Raw genomic sequence first — 18,601 nt, 5'->3', positions numbered from 1 at the left:
TTGCTCCTGAGATGAATCGACGACGTGGCCTTCCCAGAAGACCACGCCCAACATAGCATCGCGCATGACGGGGAAGAGGAAGGGGATCGGTTTGTTTGGCGACTGCCAATCTACCAACCTCCGAACCGTCAACCACTACTTCCCCCAGATTGCGCGAAGAACCAAAGAAAAACCCCGGCAGCCGCGAGGCCGCCGGGGCAAATACGCCAGTGGAGATAGGGAGCTAGCGTTTCTTTCAGCCGTGGCCGTAGTCGCGCCGGGCCGCCTCGGCGCTGATGCGGCCTTCGGCGAGGTCGGCGGCGATCCGGGCGGGGTCGCGCTCGGCCACCGGGCCGAGGCCGCCGCCGCCGGGCAGCTCCAGCACCAGGCGGTCGCCGGCGGGGATCTGCTGGCGACCCTTGGCGCGCATGGCGGTGCCGGAGGCGAGGCTCACCACACCAGCGGCACCGGGCGCGCCGCCGCTGCGGCCCAGCGCGGGATGCTCGACGCGCTCGAACATCGCCAGCACCTCGAAGGCGCTGCCGTCGCGGGTGGCGACTTCCACCGTCTGGCCGAGGCCGCCGCGCTGGCGGCCGGGGCCGCCGCTGTCGGCGCGCAGTTCCTTGCGCCAGATGACGATGGGCGCCGCCGATTCGCTGACTTCCACCGGCATCGCCCGCACGCCGCTGGGGAAGGCGGTGCCGGAGAGGCCGTCCTGCCGCGCCCGGGCGCCGGCGCCGCCGCTGTTGAAGAACACGGTGTCGAAGCCGGCGCCGTCCGGCAATTTGCCGCGCAGCTGCACGCTCCACAGGCAGGAGGAGCCTTCGGCCGGGGCGCGGCCGGGCAGGGCCTGGTCGAGGCAGCCCAGCACCACGTCCGGCAGCATCTGGCCGATGACGTGGCGGGCGGCGACCGGCGCCGGCCGCTGCACGTTGAGGATGGAGCCCAGCGGCGCGTCCACCACGAAGGGCGCGAGCGCGCCGTGGTTGTTGGGCACGTCCGGCGCGACCACGCACTTGAGGCCGAACACGGTGTAGGCGCGGCAGTAGTTGAGCACCACGTTGATGCCATAGGGCACGGCGGCGTCGGTGCCGGCGTAATCGACGCGGATGCAGTCTTCCTCGATGGTGAGCGAGGCGCGCAGGGTGATGGGGCGGTCGTAGCCGTCTATGGTCATCGCGTTGTGCCAGGTGCCGCGCGGCAGCCGGGCGATGCGGGCGCGGGTGGCGGCGCCGGACTGGGCGATGATGTAGTCGCCCAGCCCGTCCAGCCCCTCCAGCGCGAATTCCTTCAGCATCTCGCGCACCCGGCGGGCGCCGGCCTCGTTGCTGGCGATGTAGGACATCACGTCGCCCTCCACCTGCAGCGGGGTGCGCACGTTCTGGCGCAGGATCTGCATCAGGTCGGCATTCACCCGGCCGCGCGAGGCCAGCTTGAGCAGCGGAATCTGCAGCCCTTCCTCGAAGATGGAGCGGCCGTCCGGCCCCTGGCCGAGGCCGCCGATGTCGAGCTGGTGGCAGCAGCAGCCGATCAGCCCGGCGACGCGGCCGTTGGCGAAGATGGGGCTGAGCACGGTGATGTCGTGCAGGTGGCCGGCGGTGAGCCAAGGGTCGTTGGTGATGTAGTGGTCGCCCTCTTCCATCTCCGCCACCGGAAAGCGGGCGAGGAAGTGGCGCACGCCGGCGGCCATGCTGTTCACATGGCCGGGGGTGCCGGTGACGGCCTCGGCGACCAGCCGGCCCTGGGTGTCGAACACCGCGGCGGAGAGGTCGCCGGCGTCGCGCACGGTGGTGGAGAAGGCGGTGCGCATCAGCGCCTGGGCGGCTTCTTCCACCACCGAGATGAGGCGGGTCCACATCACCTGCAGGCGCAGGTCCTGGATGGCGTCGTTCATGCGCGGGCTCCGGCGGTTTCGTCCTGGCGGCGCAGGACGAGGTAGTGGTTGGCATCCACGGTGGCGCCGAAGGCCGGCGACACCACGGTGGTGGTTTCGTCCTCGACGATGAGCGCCGGGCCGGCGACGTGGTCGCCGGGGCGCAAGCCGGCGCGGCGCACCAGGGCGAAGTCGTGCACCCGGCCGCTGGCCGGGTCCATCACCCGGCGCCAGCTCTCCGGCCGCACCACGCGCCTCAGTACGAGGCCGGGTGCGGCCAGCGGCCGCGGGGCGGGCGCGGCGACGGTGAGCCGCCAGGTGAGGATTTCCACTGGCAGGTCCACCACCACGCCGCCGTACTGGGCGCGGTAGGCGGCTTCGAAGGCGGCGAGCAGGCCGGCGCGGTCGGCGGCGGTGAGCGGCCGCGCGGGAACCTCGATGGCGATCTCGTAGCCCTGGCCGCAGTAGCGGGCGTAGGCCACGCGCTGCTCGACCAGCGCCGGCGGGTTGCCACCGCCGGCGCTGACCACCGCCCGTGCCTGCGCGCCCATGTCCGCCAGCATGGCGTTGACCGCGTCCAGGTCGAGCGCGGCGATGCGCTGGTGCAGGCTGCGCGACAGCTCGTAGGCCACCGGCGCGCGCAGGAAGCCCACCGCCGAGCCGACGCCGGCGCTGCGCGGAATCACCACCTCGGCGATGCCCAGCTTCTCGGCGATGCGCGCCGCATGCAGCGGCGCGGCGCCGCCGAAGGCCACCAGGCTGCGGTCTTCCACCGTGGCGCCCTGCTCCATCGCATGCACCCGCACCGCGCTGGCCATGGCTTCGTCCACGATCTCGCTGATGCCCAGCGCCAGCACCTGCGGGCCGGCCTCCCAGGCGCGCACCTGGTCCATCGCGGTGGCGGCGGCAGCTTCGTCCAGGCGCAGCTTGCCGCCAGCGAAGGCGGTGGGGTCGATGCGGCCCAGCACCAGGTCGGCGTCGGTCACCGTCGGCTTGGCGCCGCCACGGCCGTAGCAGGCGGGGCCGGGTTCGGAGCTGGCGCTCTGCGGGCCGACGGTGAGCCGGCCGGTGCCATCCAGCCGGGCGATGGAGCCGCCGCCGGCGCCGATCTCCACCATTTCTATCACCGGGATGCGCAGCGGCAGGCCGCTGCCCTTGCGGAAGCGGTGGGCGCGGTCCACCTCGAACACCTGCGAGGTCTTGGGCCGGCCCTGGTCGACGAAGCAGATCTTGGCGGTGGTGCCGCCAACGTCCAGCGCCAGCATGCGCGCTATGCCGCGCTCGGCGGCGATGCTGGCGGCGAAGATGGCGCCGCCGGCCGGGCCGGATTCCACCAGCCGCACCGGGAAGCGGGCGGCGGTGTGCACCGTGGTGAGGCCACCGGAGGAGAGCATGAGGAACAGCGCGCAATCGAAGCCGCCGGCGCGCAGCTTGGCGTCCAGCCGGCCGAGGTAGCTGGCGACGATGGGCTGCACGTAGGCGTTGGCGGCGGTGGTGGAGAAACGCTCGTATTCGCGCATCTCCGGCGACACTTCGCAGGACAGCGACACGGTGACGCCAGGCATGGCCTCGGCCAGGATCTCGCCGGCGCGGCGCTCGTGCGCCGGGTTGGCGTAGCTGTGCAGGAAGGCCACCGCCACGCTCTCCACGCCGGCGGCGAGGAAGTCGCGCGCCACCGCACGCACCGCGCCCTCGTCCAGCGCCAGCAGCACTTCGCCGCCGGCGGCGATGCGCTCCGGCACGCCGCGCCGCAGCGGCCGCGGGATGAGCGGCGCCGGCGCGTCCATGGTGATGTCGTACTGGTCGAAGCGGCTCTCGGTGCCCAGCTCCAGCACGTCGCGGAAGCCCTCGGTGGTGAGCAGCGCGGTGCGCGCGCCGCGGCGTTCGAGGATGGCGTTGGTGGCCAGCGTGGTGCCATGCACGATGAGGCCGACGTCGGCCGGCGCCAGCCCGGCCTGGGCGAGCAGCGCGGCGACGCCGTCGAGCAGGCCGCGCTCGGGCGCGTCGTAGGTGGTGAGCACCTTGATGGAGTAGCGCCGGCTCGGGGTTTCGAGCACGACGTCGGTGAAGGTGCCGCCGATGTCGGCGCCGATGCGCACCGTTTTGTCGTTGGGGGTCACGGCTGGATTCGCTGTTGTGGTGGTGGGGTCTCTGTGGGGTCGGGGCGCGGGCGGGCGGAGCTATCGAAGCGGCTGGCGGAGTGGCTCTGCCGTTCGCTCCGAGCGCGGTCGAAGGGCATTCGGGGCGCGGTCCTCGCTCGACCCGGCAGCGGGTCTGTCGAAGGACTCGCCCCGGGTGCTCGCGCTGTCGGCAAGCGCCGCTTCAGTACGCCGCTGGACGCGGTAGCCGGGCTCAGCGGTCCAGCTCGCGCGGGTCCTTCTCCAGCGTGGTGTAGAAGCGCTTCAGGTGATCGCCCACCACCGCGCCTTCGTAGTTGGCCTTGCCGTCGATGGCGACGAACTCCGGCAGCGGGCGTACCTCGGCCTGCTTGTCCGGGTTGAGGAAGAAGGGAATGGAGAAGCGCTCGCGCTTGGATTTGTTGCGCACGCGGTGGTAGTTGGAGAGGTAACGGCCGTTGGACCACCACATCATCATGTCGCCGACATTGATGGTGTAGGCGCCGGGAATCGGCGGCGCCGAGATCCAGCTGCCGTCACGGCGCTTCACCTCCAGGCCGCCGATGTTGTCCTGGGCGAGGATGGTGAGCGGGCCTTCGTCGGTGTGCGACACGGTGTTGGAGACCTCCACCTCGACGTCGTCCGGCAGCGGGATGTAGTACAGCAGGCTGAGCTGGCACAGCGGCTTGTCGAAATAGCCGTCGAAGCGCTCCTCCGGCAGGCCGAGGCCGAGGGCGAAGGCGCGCAGCAGGTCGCGCGACAGCGCCAGCATGGCATCGTAATACTCGCTGCAGGCGGCCTGGAATTCCGGCAGTTGCGCCGGCCAGCGGTTGGGGGCGTAGAACAGGCGGTCGTCGCCCTGCAGCGGGCCGTCGCCGCCGAACTCGGCCTGGATGCGGTACTGCTCGAACAGCCGGCTGCTGCGCGACATCGGCTCGCTGTGCGGCATCGGGATCCAGCCCCGGTAGCGCTCCGGTGTGGCCGCCACTTCGGCGCGGGTGGCGAGCGGCTGGTGGAAGAACTCGGCGGACTGCTCGAACACCTTCTTCAGCTTCTCCTCCGGCACGCCGTGGCCACTGAGGTAGAAGAAGCCGATCTCGCGGCAGGCATCGGCAATGGCGGTCGCCACCTTCAGCCGGCCCACCATGCCGCCCTCGCGGAAGGGGGTGAAATCGATCACCGGAATCTCTTCGATCGGCACCGCCTTGGCGATCACCAGATCCTCGTCACTCTTGCTGCTACGGCTCATTTCGCATCGACCTCGAAAGGGATAGGGACGGACGCCACGCAAGGCGCCGCCGGGGCATGTCGTTCCGGTACCGGGGTACCGCCGATAAAAAGACTAGCCCGGCCAGCGCAAGGCGGGAGATGCCTTTTCTGCGTCGACGCGATGCGAAACCGACACCGTGGAAAGGCGGGCAAACGCTTCCGCGGAGAGAGGTGAATCGCTAATCTGGATTCGTCGCCCCAGGGTGGGATGAGGCGGATGATTTGATGCCGGGGCAGGCGTGTTTGCACGCTGCAGGTGTCGTCGCGGCGGTGTCCTCCCTCCCCTCTGGCGGGGAGAGCCGGGGAGCGGGTGGACGCCCCGCGAGGGGCGGCTACGTGTCAGTTCCGCGGGCACCGCCCCCCTCCCCCAGCCCCTATCCCGCGAGGGGAGACGGGAGAAAGACAGCCCCCGATCTGAACGGTAGTGCGCTTGCCCGATGCGAGCGCTGAATGCAGCAACTGGAGTCCGAATGAAGTCCCTCGCCCTGCCCGCCTCTGCTCCCGCCCCCAGCCGGGTGGACCGCCGTCGCCGCCTCGCCCTCGCCGGGCTTGGCGCACTTACCGCCGCCGGGCTGGGCGCCCTCAGCGTGCGGGTGGTATCGCGCGATGGCAGCGCTGCAGCGCCCGCCGGCGAGGCGATGGTGAGCCACCAGCTCGGCTGGCTGAAGGGAGTGCAGTTCGGCGGCAACCTGATGGCGCTGCACCAGGGCTACTTCGCCGAGGAAGGCCTGGCGGTGAGCTTTGCTTCCGGCGGGCCGGGCACCGACTACCGCACCCTGGTTTCCAGCGGCCAGTCGCTGGTCAGCGAGAGCAATGTGCCGGGCATGATAGATGGCTACCTGCAGGGCCAACCGGTGGTGGCCTTCGCCGCGGTATTGCAGCGCGAGCCGGGCTGCCTCATCAGCGCCGCGGCGCGGCCGCTGGCCTCGCTGCACGACATGGCGGGCAAGACCATAGGCGTGCCGGGCAGCATACGCGGCCAGATCGTCGCCCTGCTGCGCCGCGCCGGGCTGGACCCGGAGGCGGTGAAGCTGGTGCCGGTGGGCAGCGACCCCAGCCTGCTCGCCGCCGGACAGGTGGATGCCTACTACAGCTGGGCGACCACCGCGGTGCCGGCGCTGCGCGGCGCCGGCTTCGAGCCGCATGTGCTGCCCTTCGCCGACATCGGCATCCAGGGCTACGGCCAGGCCCTGATCACCCGCCGCGACACGCTGGAGCAGCACCACGGCCTGCTGGTGCGCTACACCCGCGCACTGATCCGCGGCTGGGACTGGATGGTGAAGAACCCGGAGGAAACCGCCCGCATCATGGTGGCGGAATACGCGCCGCCGGGCACCTGGCTGGAAGAGCAGATCGCCCAAGCGCGCATGATGCTGCCCTACATCACCGCCGGCGACGCCGCCGAGCGGGGCATGCTGTGGATCTCGCCGACGGTGTTCGAGGCCGGCGTGGCGTTGGCGCGGGAGGCTGGCACGCTGGGCGCGGAGACGGAAGTGGATGTCTCCCGGCTGGTGGACCAGAGCGTGATCCGCGCCGCGCATGGCAGCCATCCGCTACGGGCGGCGGCAGGCTGAGTACGGCCGCGCTCGCGGTTGAAGCGGGCCGCGACAGGGCGGCCCGCTTCAAGCCGATCAAACCGGCGTCAGGTGGAAACCCACCTCAGAGGACAAGCTGCGCTGCGGCCGGCGAAGGAGCGATCTCCGGCTTTGCCGAAGCCCCCGGTCCGCGCGGCACCCGCCTCATTCAATCGCCGGCTTGACCCAAGCCGCCCCTCAGCCGCGCAGCCGGCTGGCGACCTCGGCCACGCGGGCGCCGTAGCGCTTGGCGGTTTCGATGTCGCCGGAGGGGATGTCCTCGGCGCCGACGTCGGACGGGCTCTGCACCAGCAGGCCAACGGAGCCGCCGAGGTTGTTCACATCTCCGCGGGTCGCCGCCTTGGTGTTGGAGGGCAGCTGGCCCAGGCTCACCCAGATGCCGCCGTGCTGCGAGGCCAGCGTCTGCAGCTGGATCAGGGTGACGGCCTTGTCGCCGTTCAGGCTGGCGCTGTTGGTGAAGCCGCCGAACACCTTGTCCTGCCATTCGCGCACGAACCACTTCTTGGAGGTGGCGTCGGCGAACTTCTTGAACTGCCACGGCGCGGAGCCCATGTAGGTCGGCGCACCGAGGATGATGGCGTCGGCGCCGTCCAGCGTGGTCCAGGCCGCCTCCGGGATGTTGCCCTCGGCGTCCACTTCGATCAGTTCGGCCTTGGCCCCTTCCGCCACCGCCTGCGCCACACGCTTGGTATGGCCGTAGCCGGAGAAATACACCACGACAGCTTTGCTCACTTGGAACTCCTTCTTGTCTTTCGGGGAGGGTTGCAAGCCCGGGGGATGGAATCTGCGGGAGAGAAAGTATATTTTTGATACCTGCACCACAAGAAGTCACCATGCAGTCAGTTGGTTACCCTGGAGATACCGTGGAAACAACAATGCCTCCCCCACCGGGTACGAGCCCCCTCGCAAACGCCCCCCCGACAGCGGTGGAAACCGGGAAAGCCGCCAGCAGCGCGTTCCTGCCCTGTGGCGGCCACGGCGCCCAGGCGGGCGCAGGCTACGACGTCTATGCCAAGGATTGCCCGGCGCGGCTGGTGCTCAACCGGCTGGCGGACAAATGGGCGCTGCTCATCGTCAGCCTGCTGGGCACCGGCCCGCTGCGCTTCAACCAGTTGCGGCGGGAGATCGAGGGCGTGTCGCAGAAGGCGCTGAGCCAGACGCTGCGCCGGCTGGAGCGCGACGGCCTGATAGACCGCCAGGCCTTCCCCACCGTGCCGGTGACGGTGGAGTACTCGCTGACCGAGCTGGGCCAGACCCTGGCCTCCGCCTTCCAGCCGCTGGCCAGCTGGGCAGAGCACCACATCGAGACCGTGCTGGACGCCCAGCGCCGCTACGACGAGCGCGCGTCGCAGGGCTGAAGCGGAGGAAGCCGGCAGCGGCGCGGGTACCAACGCCGGGCCCGGCATTGCCCTGACAACAATGCAGGATGAGCCGCCGGAGGCGAAGCGGGAGCCGCCTGCCTGGAGAAAGCGGTCAGCACGAAAGCCGGGAACACCGCATAGCGCGCAAAAGCCCTGCGGGGATGATGCGGAAGGCCGCGCCGGCCCGTCCGGCGGCAAGCGGGGCCCCGCGTCAAGCGCCCGCGCCGGGCGTGTTAATTAACGCGGCAATCAAGCAAGAGCGCCGGTTCGCCTAGCGCTTGTCGCAGGGCGTCGCCGAGAGCGGGCTTCGACAAGCTCAGCCCGAACGGCTGTTGTGCATGCAACTGCCGGGTTGATAAATGCGCCGGGCTTGCATCTCAGCGCGCGCCGTCCGCCGGGCCGACGCCCCGCCCCTGTTGCTGCGCCTCCGCCACCATCGCCACCGGGCAGGCCCCGTCCTGCGGCGGCGTCAGGCTTACCGCCACCATCTGCATGCGTGCCGGCACACCGGCGACGCCCTCCCGGCCGGCCAGCTCCCGCAGCGGCAGGCGCACCCCGCCGCCCTGCCAGTGCTCCACCACCCGCAGGCCGCGGCCATCCACCACCACGCCGCCGCGCTCACCCCACAGCCACACCCGGCCGCTCGCCGGGTCCAGCGCCATCGCGGCGGGGCACAGCGCCGCCGGCAACTGCACCGCGCCCAGCGGCGCGATACCGCCGCGCAAGGCATAAGCCTCCAGGCGCCCCTGCGCCGCCTCGTGGCGGAACAGCACCTGCCGCTCCGGCCAGGCCACTTCGCCGCGTCCCGCCGGCACGCCGGCCGTCAGCACCTGCCGGCCGGCATCGCAGCCCGCCAGCAGCGCCAGGCCCAGCAAGGCCGCCAAGGCCGGCACCGGCAGGCCAGCTTTCCTCGTTCTCATCTCCATCCCCACGGGCTTGCTTGACAGTGCCCGACACGGACCAGACACTACCGGACAATTCCAGGATAAAAAGAGACGATTCCACAGCTGTACCGGCGAAGCGTACCGGTCGTTCCGCCAGTACAGTGCTGGTCGCCGGCAAGGTTCGCGCGCACATGGCGCCGCGTGCGGCCAGACCGGCAGGCCGTATGCAGCGCTTCCTCGATGGCAGCAAACCGGCGGCGCGCAAGCGCCCGCCCCCCTCAACCCACACCGCCTCGCACTCGGCCCCACCTACACCATGCTCGCCCTCAGCCTAGACGACGACCGCGCCACCCCGCTGGTGGAGCAGATCGTCACCGCCATCCGCGGCCAGATCGACGACCGCATCCTGCGCTCCGGCATGCGCCTGCCGCCCATACGCAAGCTGGCGGAGCAGCACGCCGTCAGCCGCTTCACCGTGGTGGAGGCCTACGACAGGCTGGTGGCGCTGGGCTACCTGCAGGCGCGCCGCGGCTCCGGCTTCTACGTGGCGCAGCGGCGCGACTACGGCGAGAGCGCGCCGGCACCGGAGCGGGACCGCGCGGTGGACGTGGCCTGGCTGATGCGCCAGGCGCTGGACGACAGCCCGGACCAGATCAAGGCCAGTGCCGGCTGGCTGCCGGCGGACTGGCTGGACGAAGCCGGCCTGCGCCGCCACCTGCGCGCCCTCTCCCGCCGCAAGGATGCCCGCCTCACCGGCTACGGCGTGCCGCAGGGCTATCTGCCGCTGCGCCGGCAGCTGCAGGTGCAGCTGGCGGAGATGGGCATAGGCGCCGGGCCGGAGCGCATCCTGCTCACCGAGGGCGCCACCCAGGCGCTGGACATCATCGCCCGCCACCTGGTGAAGCCGGGCGACACCGTGCTGGTGGACGACCCCGGCTACTTCAACTTCTTCGGCAACCTGCGCCTGCTGGGCGCCAAGCTGGTCGGCGTGCCGCGCGGCATCGACGGCCCGGACGTGGCCGCGCTGGAGGCGCTGCTGGCCCACCACCAGCCGCGCGTGTTCTTCACCCACTCGGTGCTGCACAACCCCACCGGCTCCAGCCTGTCGCCGGCCGTCGCCTTCCGCATCCTGCAGCTGGCGGAAAAGCACGACTTCCTCATCATCGAGGACGACACCTACGCCGACCTCAACCCGCAGACCGGCACCCGGCTGGCCAACCTGGACCAGCTCAACCGGGTGGTCTTCGTCGCCACCTTCTCCAAGACGCTGTCCGCCAGCCTGCGGGTGGGCTACCTCGCCGCCCGGCCGGACCTGCTCGCCGCCTTCACCGACGTGAAGACGCTCACCGCCGTGTCCTCGTCCGAATTCAACGAACAGCTGGTCTACCAGATGCTCACCGACGGCCACTACCACAAGTACGTGGAGCGCCTGCAGGGCCGGCTGGCGCAGGCCACCGAGGGCACGCTGCGCATGCTGGAGCGGGTGGGGCTGGCGGTGTTCCTGGAGCCCAAGGCCGGCATCTTCGTGTGGGCCCGCCCGCCCGGCCTGGACGACGCCGGCGCCCTCGCCACCCTGGCCGCCCGCGAACGCATCATGCTCGCCCCCGGCCGCGTCTTCAGCCCGCAGATGCAGGCCAGCCCGTGGATGCGCTTCAACGTGGCGTTCGCGGCGGCGCCGGCGGTGGAGCGGTTCCTGGGAGAGGCGCTGGAAACGGTTTGAGGGCTGGGAGGGCGGGAAGGCCGGAGTCAACCGGAAGGGCAGTTCGGCTCTCTGCAGCAGCGCGGCAAGGCGCGAAGGCGCCATTACGCGGCAGCGCGGACCTTCGCGTTCCGCCAGCTTCGGGCCTCCCTCTTGCCGCGCCGCAAACATTCGGCGGAGTCCTTCAGCGGCACTCAGAACAGCCGCGCCAGCGTTTGGGCCGAGTGCTTCGGCTTGGTTGAGGACGGACCTGTCGAGGCCCATGTGCCGGGCGAAGGGAAACGCCCTTCGACAGGCTCAGAGCGCACGGCTGTGAGCGCTCAATGTCACCCAAGGCCTCATCCCGCCGATCGATGCGCCATCAGCGGCGTCATCAAGGCGCTGCGCGGCCAGCATCGCCTCTCTCCACACCTTCCCAGCCCGCACAACCGTTCGGGCTGAGCCTGTCGAAGCCCACTTGCCGCGCCATTCCACGGGTAAGTCAAAGCGCCTCTCGACAAGCCCGTCCTCAGCGAAACCGAAAGCGCCCCAGGGCGAACGGAGCTCACCACTCAGCTACAACAGACGCTCACCCCCGCAGCCGCCGCGCCTCCAGCTGCATCATCCCCAGGAACACCATCCCCGCCAGCATCGCCGCCGCCGCCAGCCACAGCGCCCCGGCATAACCGCCGGTGTTCTGCGCGATGTAGCCGGCAATCGCCGGCGCCACCGTCTGGCCCACGCCGTAGCTCAGCGTCAGCCGCGCCATCGCCCGGCCGGGGTTGTCCGGCGCCTGCCGGCCGGCGTAGGCCAGCGTGAGGCCGACGATGCCGATGGAAGTGAAGCCGTACAGCAAGGCCGCGGCCAGCGCCGAGCCGAGCCCGCCGCCGAACAGCAGCAGGAAGGAAACGATCTGGATGGCGTAGGCCAGCTGCAGCGCGCCAACGTCGCCCACCCGCCGCGCCAGCCTGTCCCACAACACCACCGCCGGAGTGGAGGCCACGCCCACCAGGAGCCAGGCCAGGTTGCCGCCGCCACTCAAGCCCGGCTGGGCGGCGACGATGGCGACCAGGAAGGTCGCGCCGATCACATAGCCGACGCTGGCGCAGAAATAGGCCGCCGGCAGCAGCCAGGCGCGGCCGCGCGGCCCGCCAAGCTTTGCAGCGTGCGCCGCCTGCGCGGCCGCCACCGGCCGCGGCATCCAGAACCAGGATGGCAACAGCAGCAGCGCGCCGACGAGGCCGAACACCCACCACTGCATGGCCCAGTCCAGCCGCCCCGCCATCAGCACCGCCGCCAGGCCGGACACGGTGATGCCCATGCCCATGCCGACGAAATGCACGCCCAGCTCCGGCCGCCGTCCGCGCGCCAACAGCCAGCCCAGCACCAGGCCGGAACCCAGCAGCAGCCCGCCCACCGAGCCGATGCCGGCGAAGAAACGCAGCACCGCCCACAGCGTGAAATTCTCCGCCAGCCCCATACCGCCGGTGCCCACCAGCGCCAGCACCAGGCAGAGCCGGTAGCTGCGGTAGCGCCACACCGGGTCATGCAGTGCCACCGCGGTGGCGGTGCCCAGCATGTAGCCGGCGTAGTTCAGCGTCGCCAGCCAGCCGCCGCCGGCCGCGTCCAGCCCGGTCTCCGCCAGCATCACCGGCAGCAAAGGCGTATAGGCGAAGCGGGCAAGCCCGACGGTGAGAATGAGCGCCGACATGCCGGCGGCCATCACCTGCCAGGGACTCAGCGAGTCTTGCGCCTGGGCGGCGGCCCGCGCGTCGGGGGAGGAGATCGTGTCGGCCATCGCGCCATTCTCCACGCCCCCTTGGCGTCATACCGTCGATGAATGGACAATGAATGTCGATGAAACGACAAGCCACGCCCCGCATCGCCACCGACTGGCAGACGCTGCCCCTGCCGGACGACACCGGCCTGTCCTCCGCCATGCAGCTGCGCGTGCAGACCGTACCGCCGCGCCACTACTTCCCGGCCCACACCCATCCGTGGAATCAACTGGTCTATGCCAGCAGCGGCGTGCTGACGGTGACCGCCGCCGGCCACTGCTTCGTCATCGCGCCGCGCCAGGCGGTATGGGTGCCCACCGGCGTGCCCCACCAGGTCGGCTCCCTGTACGGCGCCGAATACCGCAGCCTCTACGTCGCCGACGAGCCGCCGCCGCAGGTGGCCGACGGCTGCACCGTGTTCATCGTCACCGCCTTCCTGCGCGCCCTCATCCTCGAAGCCTCCCGCCTCGGCGACAAGGACAAGGCCGGCAGCTACGGCGAGCACATCGACGCCCTCATCCTGGAACAACTGCGCCGCCTGCGCGCCCTGCCCGCCTCCCTCCCCTGGCCACGCCACGCCTCCCTGCAAGGCCTGTGCGAAACCCTCTACGGCGACCCCGCCGACCCGCGCAGCCTGGACGACTGGGCCACCGCCCTCAACATCTCCGGCCGCACCCTCAGCCGCCGCTTCGAACGCGAAACCGGCCTCACCCTACGCATCTGGCGCCAACGCCTGCGCCTGTTCAAGGCCATCGAACTGCTGGGCAGCGGCATGGCCGTAACCCGCGCCGCGCTGGAACTGGGCTACGCAACGCCATCGGCGTTCATACACATGTTCAGGAGTGAAACCGGGATGAGCCCGCTGGCTTATCGGCAGGCGGTGTTGGCGGAGGGGTGACAAAGCGGCAAAGAGAGGCTGGCCGCGGCGCTCGCTCGCCGAGGCGCGAGCAACCTGCCTGATACTCGAGACAAGGCCGTCGATCTGCAACCTGCGCTGCATCCTCTCCAAACAGCCACACAAGCTCAGCCGCAAGCGGGCGCAGCGCGCCTGTAGTCAAGTTGCACAGGTAGGCGCATGCTGCCCCCTTCGGCCACATGCGGCTGGTCGAAGCAGCGCTCTTAACCAAGCACTGCCCCCAGGGCAAGGTCTGCGCAGGGAATCAGCGCCGCGGTTCCCGCACGGCTCGCCTGACGCCGCTACCCCAAGGCGCATCAATGATTTGCGCAGTCTCTGACCCAATACCCCCGCCTTTTGCTGGCAGGCGGATTCGATGCAGCAGAAGCAAGCTCGCGGCGCTGTTACGGACGACTCCATCCCCGCCCCTGCAGACCGCACAAGGAGAGCAAGCAATGAACCAGGTCGTGAAAAACCATGTTTCCCCTGCCCCGCCCAGTATTGAAGAACTCATGGAGGCGCCCGAAGAGGATTACATGTCGGACCGTCAGTTGCTGTTCTTCCAGAATCGCCTGAATCAGGAGCGCGACGCGCTTCTCGAATCCGCCCACGAAACCACGCTGCATCTGAAGGACAACGCCCTCAATGCCGACCCCTCCGACAGAGCAACTCAAGAAGAGGACTACACGCTTGAACTGCGCGTCCGGGACAGGGAGCGCAAGCAACTGCAACGGATAGAGCAAGCGCTCGCTCGCATCCAGAACGGCACCTACGGCTGGTGCGAGGAAACCGGGGAGCCGATCGGGATTCCCCGCCTGCTCGCCCGCCCGACCACCACCTTCAGCCTGGAAGCCCAAGAGCACCACGAGGCCCGGAAGAAACGCAACGGGGGATGAGGCCGCCTCCACTTGAAGCCAGGGATCTGCAACAGACGCCACCTTGCTCGCACCCCAAGCGCTGGCCAACACGCTTGCCCGCGTCTGCTACGCCGTGCTGCGCGATCACGCCGCTTGCGGCAATCCGCAACCTCACCCCAACAAGAAGAACTCGAACGCACCGCCTTCGCCATCGCCGCCTGATCGGCTCACCCTTACGCCTCACCCTTGCGCCGAGACTGATCGCTCATCATGGCAAACCGGGTCACACCCACGCGACACAACGCCGATAACACTGCCGGCTCTCCAGCAGCCGTTTGTACCGATTGGCGCTTCGCGGGCAGATTCCATGTCGGCACGGGTCATTCAGAACCCACCACAGATGCCGGATATACGACTGCAGGTGATTCAACCCGGAAAGTCAGAAACACGGTCTGTCTTGATTCATGGGGGAGGCCATATACGATTTGTTAGGCATGGTGCACCAATGTTTCTTGTTGAACTTAAAAGTTGACACGGCGTTCATTCCTTCGCCTCGTGGCTGATGGTTATGGCTGGCTTAAGACGAACCCAGAGCCTGTCGTGATCGCTTATTTCTATTTCAAGTGACTCGCGGTTACTGTCCTTGTGGTAACGAACGTCTGCAAGACCCATTGCATTGAGTTCATAGACAGCCTGCAGACCATTTTTGAGAATAAGGCGAACATCTTTGTATGAAGGAGCGATGGCGCATGAAAGCGTGAGATCGCCTCGGGAGAATTCATACAGTGCATCGTTATAAACCCACCGCACATCTGCATCACGCAACTTTGGCTCGCACTCGAAAAAGGTAAGCAGATCAAGTTCGTCAGCTGAAATCGTGATCATGTAATGTGCCTAACGTAGAGCTCAGGGACGCTGCGCCGCGCTTTATGGCGCAGCGTCCCTCTGGAGCACCCAGTTAGCGGTCATTTGCGAAAAATTGTGGATAACAGACCTGGCAACATAGATGCTCTTTGGGCTTCAAACTTTGAACTGCCGCACCGAGGGCAAATACTTACAACGTCCGCTGGACTAAGCGCATCACTTTTGGGTGCTACCGTCCGTGACCAGCCGCACGATATACATGTATATGTTGTGGGATGCGGTTTGATTGGCATTAGAGGTCAATAACCTTTACGTCGGGGTTTCTCATGGCATCCATCAAGTCTTTTGCCTGCAAAAGGGGGGAATGCTTTGCAATGGTGAGAATGCCCATTATTGATTTTTCGAGCAGATTGTCGTTGCCACTCTCTATTGCTTCGTCCAACTTCTCGAAGAAACCCTCAATAACGGTTGCTCTCTCCTTGAATGTTTCCTTCATGAACTGTTCAAGAAGTTCGCGCTGATTCGTTAATTCACTGAGTTTTACGTCGCGCCATGCTGCAATGGCTTCGCGCTTTGTTCCTTCGACTAAGGCAACATTTTTATAATTGAAGTATGCGCTGTAGAGAGTTTCCATGGATTGCTGCGCAGCATTCAATCCCCCAGCCGGAATTTTCTTTAGCAATGTTCCTACCTTAGCAACAGAAGTAGTCATTGGTTAACGTCCATGCCAGCCACTTCCATGTAACCAGAATATTGAACCTTTAGACCAGATATGGCTTGACCATCCTCTCCCATGATTTTTACGTCCAAGACCTCTTTTAGGCTTTTTCCTATGATGTACATCCGGTGGAAGGCCGTTTTATCAGCGTCGTCTGGGACTTTAACTTTCTCAAATGCGTCTACGAGACGCTCGATGGTGTTGTATTGCTCTGCGGCGTTAGACCGTATGGCTTTCAAGCCGACACAAACTTTCTTTATTTCCGCGACTGCGACTTCAACTTCAGCCTCGTAACTACGTGCTTTTGTGACGGCCTCTTCAGCTTTTGATGCCATCATGAAACCTCCTATTGCCAAAGCTGGGCCTAACACAATGCCTCCCAACGCAACCATACCCCCTGCCATGCCGAAGCCTCCAGCACTTAAAGCGCCACCGCCCAGCCATGCCAATGTTGCGTTTGTTGCAGCTACGCCGCTTAAGCCCGAAATTGCGGCTCCGGTTGATGCTGTGGCAAAAGCACCTACAGTGCCATATGCACCCATAGCAGCGAGTGCGCCGCCAGCAGCACCAGATGCCAGCCCATTTTGGATCTCTAGTGACCCCTTAACGTGTCTTTCATATTCACGCAGTTGATCGGGGGTGATTTTTTGCTCGAAGCCATCAATTCTCCCGCGTCCTTTTTTTAGTGCATCTACCAGATATTTTATTTGCGTGGTGAGAACTTTTACCTTGAGGGCGCCGAGCGCTTCTAAATCGGTCTGGGTTTTCTCTCTGTCTTTATCTAGTTTTCTTGTTGTTTTTTTGTGGTCTTCTTCTGCGTTTTCTCCAATTCTTTTTGCTTTATCAAAATCGTTGGAGGCATCTACGCCTTTTTTTATTCCCGTGGCGGCCAAAAGTGCTGCCCCGCCCCACAAGAGTACAGGTATTAGTGGAAGTGGCATATTGAGTCTCCTTTTCGGTTGATTTGACGATTGTTGGTGCTTGCAGGACGCTAACACCCTGGTTAACCGGCGCCGGAAGCCGAAGGCTGGAGGGTACCAACATAAGCCGCGAAGATGCCAAAGGCATGGATTATGCTGGCATCCGCGTTGAACCTGCAGTTAGGCTGGGGAGCGAAGGCACGATGTGCCAAGTGCACTTGGCACAGGGTGAAGGATGCTGCATGCAAACTAATTTCCATTGGGCGTTACTTCCCGTAGGTTAATCACAAAGTATTTCCTATCCAACTCTGCCTGATACAGCTTCACCCAGGGCTTGAAAGCAACCAGAGACTCGATATTGGCCCTTAGAGTTGAGTCAATCCTGGCGCCCATGATCAATCGGCGAAGGGCCTTTGGCTCGAACTGATATCGGCCATTGCCACCTTCTGATGCGAGCAAATCAGCTACTTCGTCTTCGTTTGCCTCGCCGTTTGCGATGGCCTGTTGGTAGAAATGCTTTTCATCGTCCCTTACGGGACGCTTGATCGCTCGCCACTCCTCTTCGTATTTCCAATGGGGTGATTTCGTTAGAAGGATCGAATCAGTTGCCGCTTCGTTCAGCCATGGACTCTCTGTTAGGGGAATGTTCGGTCGTTCCGAAGAGTACTTAATTGGCTTTGCAGTTGAGAATGGTGCATAGCTTGCATCGAACCCCAAGCACACACCCTTATGGGATGCCCCATAGTGCCCCCACATAAGCAAATTCTTCGGATCGGACGCTAGGCATAGGACGCCTAGTGATGCGACCCACTCGGTATCTACCGCATGCATGGGATGAGTTTGCAGTTTTCGAGCGGTCTCGCGTACGACTTTGGCTCGGGCAGACTTCGTTAAGTATGGATCGAACTTCTCTAGGAACTTTCCAATCGCTTGTTCAGTTGGCGCTGAAAAGATTGGGCTCAGTTCGAATGGGTCGTTGAAGGTTGAGGGGCTTGCGAAGTAGATCCAACCGTCAAGCGTCCATTTCAGCCATTCGAATCTATCGCCATCAATAGATGTGTATCTGTACAGAAATCGCATGGGGCACTATGTTCGCGAGCGTGTTTTTCCGAAAAGCCTAACGCTCGCGTTAACAGGCGGCTGCCAGCGGAGCTGGTAGACGTCCTGTTGAACAACCAGTTAGGCTGGTGGCAGATGATGCTATGACGGAGTTACTCAGACTTCCCCGATGGCAGTTCTCGTAATGCATAGATGCCTTGTGCTGGATGGTTGGTGTAAAGACGAACGACGGAAGATGATGGAAATAAATTCCCAAAGTCATCGTCAAGCGCGGACGCCGCGAACTGCTGCATTAGCTTGCTAACCACTTCAAGCGCGAAGACTGCTGACGGACCATGGCGGGTCGCAACTTCAAATGCACTTTGTGGTGATGAGCCCAAGAGCGATTCGATGGCCTGAACCTCATGAGGTTCCAATTCGGACGCTTGCTGACTGCTTGAATAACGCCTGAAGTAGAACTGATCAGCTCCACGTGCAACGTTTTCATTGAGAAAGCCGAAGGGCACGACGGCAGCTTCTACTTCCTCGTGCGTTGCATCGGCGAAAAATATGAACACGCTATCCATGGTGATTTGTCGAGAAGCCTAACGTGGAAGTAAGCGGACGCCGGAGCGCGAAGCGCGGAGGGAACCACAAGCGCAGCTTGTGGCGGTCCGCTTGACTGATGGGATGGACTCCCCCTCCTTTTCCGCGCCCAATAGGCGCCACCGGTGCTCATGGGGATGGGGATCGGTCTTCAGAAAGAGGAGTCCGT

16 protein-coding genes are annotated in these 18,601 nt (G+C 65.9%); 5 read left to right on the top strand and 11 right to left on the bottom strand.

Features of this window, described 5'->3' with window-relative positions; all coding sequences use genetic code 11:
- Positions 1–235: 235 nt before the first annotated feature.
- The 3 genes from C7389_RS24205 to C7389_RS24195 all read right to left on the bottom strand — a co-directional run bounded on the left by C7389_RS24205 (position 236) and on the right by C7389_RS24195 (position 5,218).
- A complete protein-coding gene (locus tag C7389_RS24205) occupies positions 236–1,873 on the bottom strand; it encodes a hydantoinase B/oxoprolinase family protein (RefSeq protein WP_133595236.1) in 1,638 nt (545 codons plus the stop codon).
- Entirely contained in the window at positions 1,870–3,972 is a 2,103-nt protein-coding gene (locus C7389_RS24200) for a hydantoinase/oxoprolinase family protein (protein ID WP_211168611.1), read from the bottom strand. Before C7389_RS24200 ends, C7389_RS24205 begins: the two co-directional genes overlap by 4 nt.
- A gap of 232 nt (positions 3,973–4,204) precedes the next feature.
- Positions 4,205–5,218 (bottom strand): isopenicillin N synthase family dioxygenase, encoded by a 1,014-nt coding sequence (locus C7389_RS24195; RefSeq protein ID WP_133595235.1) that lies wholly within the window; start codon positions 5,216–5,218, stop codon positions 4,205–4,207.
- Positions 5,219–5,708: 490 nt separating this feature from the next.
- Between C7389_RS24195 and C7389_RS24190 the strand changes: the two genes are divergently transcribed.
- Entirely contained in the window at positions 5,709–6,812 is a 1,104-nt protein-coding gene (locus C7389_RS24190) for an ABC transporter substrate-binding protein (RefSeq protein WP_162851832.1), read from the top strand.
- Between the two features lie 198 nt (positions 6,813–7,010).
- Here the strand turns inward: C7389_RS24190 and C7389_RS24185 are convergent, their stop codons facing one another.
- The gene (locus C7389_RS24185; RefSeq protein ID WP_133595233.1) at positions 7,011–7,565 is read right to left on the bottom strand and encodes a flavodoxin family protein; all 555 of its coding nucleotides are present in this window, start codon (positions 7,563–7,565) and stop codon (positions 7,011–7,013) included.
- A 194-nt stretch (positions 7,566–7,759) separates the two neighbouring features.
- On the opposite strand from C7389_RS24185, the gene C7389_RS24180 reads away from it, so the two are divergent.
- Positions 7,760–8,191: a winged helix-turn-helix transcriptional regulator gene (locus tag C7389_RS24180; protein ID WP_246034957.1), complete on the top strand. Its 432-nt coding sequence runs from the start codon at positions 7,760–7,762 to the stop codon at positions 8,189–8,191.
- Between the two features lie 380 nt (positions 8,192–8,571).
- Here C7389_RS24180 and C7389_RS24175 read toward each other — a convergent pair whose 3' ends face one another.
- The gene (locus C7389_RS24175; protein ID WP_133595231.1) at positions 8,572–9,114 is read right to left on the bottom strand and encodes a hypothetical protein; all 543 of its coding nucleotides are present in this window, start codon (positions 9,112–9,114) and stop codon (positions 8,572–8,574) included.
- Between the two features lie 280 nt (positions 9,115–9,394).
- Between C7389_RS24175 and C7389_RS24170 the strand changes: the two genes are divergently transcribed.
- On the top strand, positions 9,395–10,798 hold the full coding sequence (locus tag C7389_RS24170) for an aminotransferase-like domain-containing protein (RefSeq protein ID WP_133595230.1): 1,404 nt from the start codon (positions 9,395–9,397) through the stop codon (positions 10,796–10,798).
- Positions 10,799–11,345: 547 nt separating this feature from the next.
- Here C7389_RS24170 and C7389_RS24165 read toward each other — a convergent pair.
- Complete coding sequence (locus C7389_RS24165) at positions 11,346–12,554, bottom strand: YbfB/YjiJ family MFS transporter (RefSeq protein WP_133595229.1); 1,209 nt, start codon at positions 12,552–12,554, stop codon at positions 11,346–11,348.
- Positions 12,555–12,607: 53 nt separating this feature from the next.
- On the opposite strand from C7389_RS24165, the gene C7389_RS24160 reads away from it, so the two are divergent.
- Together C7389_RS24160 and dksA are read left to right on the top strand one after the other, a co-directional pair.
- Entirely contained in the window at positions 12,608–13,432 is an 825-nt protein-coding gene (locus tag C7389_RS24160; protein ID WP_133595228.1) for an AraC family transcriptional regulator, read from the top strand.
- Positions 13,433–13,884: 452 nt separating this feature from the next.
- Positions 13,885–14,325: an RNA polymerase-binding protein DksA gene (gene dksA, locus C7389_RS24155; protein ID WP_133595227.1), complete on the top strand. Its 441-nt coding sequence runs from the start codon at positions 13,885–13,887 to the stop codon at positions 14,323–14,325.
- A gap of 501 nt (positions 14,326–14,826) precedes the next feature.
- Here the strand turns inward: dksA and C7389_RS24150 are convergent.
- The 5 genes from C7389_RS24150 to C7389_RS24130 all read right to left on the bottom strand — a co-directional run bounded on the left by C7389_RS24150 (position 14,827) and on the right by C7389_RS24130 (position 18,413).
- Positions 14,827–15,171 carry a hypothetical protein gene (locus C7389_RS24150; protein WP_133595226.1) on the bottom strand — a complete coding sequence of 115 codons (345 nt, stop codon included), beginning with the start codon at positions 15,169–15,171 and terminating at the stop codon, positions 14,827–14,829.
- Between the two features lie 271 nt (positions 15,172–15,442).
- A complete protein-coding gene (locus C7389_RS24145) occupies positions 15,443–15,862 on the bottom strand; it encodes a hypothetical protein (RefSeq protein WP_133595225.1) in 420 nt (139 codons plus the stop codon).
- Positions 15,859–16,809: a hypothetical protein gene (locus tag C7389_RS24140; protein WP_133595224.1), complete on the bottom strand. Its 951-nt coding sequence runs from the start codon at positions 16,807–16,809 to the stop codon at positions 15,859–15,861. The genes C7389_RS24145 and C7389_RS24140 overlap by 4 nt, the downstream gene beginning before the upstream one ends.
- 228 nt (positions 16,810–17,037) lie before the next feature.
- Entirely contained in the window at positions 17,038–17,868 is an 831-nt protein-coding gene (locus C7389_RS24135; protein WP_133595223.1) for a DUF2971 domain-containing protein, read from the bottom strand.
- A gap of 131 nt (positions 17,869–17,999) precedes the next feature.
- Positions 18,000–18,413 (bottom strand): hypothetical protein, encoded by a 414-nt coding sequence (locus C7389_RS24130; protein ID WP_133595222.1) that lies wholly within the window; start codon positions 18,411–18,413, stop codon positions 18,000–18,002.
- Positions 18,414–18,601 lie beyond the last annotated feature (188 nt).

The sequence above is a fragment of the Azoarcus indigens genome, assembly GCF_004361735.1.
Taxonomy (GTDB): domain Bacteria; phylum Pseudomonadota; class Gammaproteobacteria; order Burkholderiales; family Rhodocyclaceae; genus Azoarcus; species Azoarcus indigens.
This window is presented reverse-complemented; position numbering and strand designations above follow the sequence as displayed.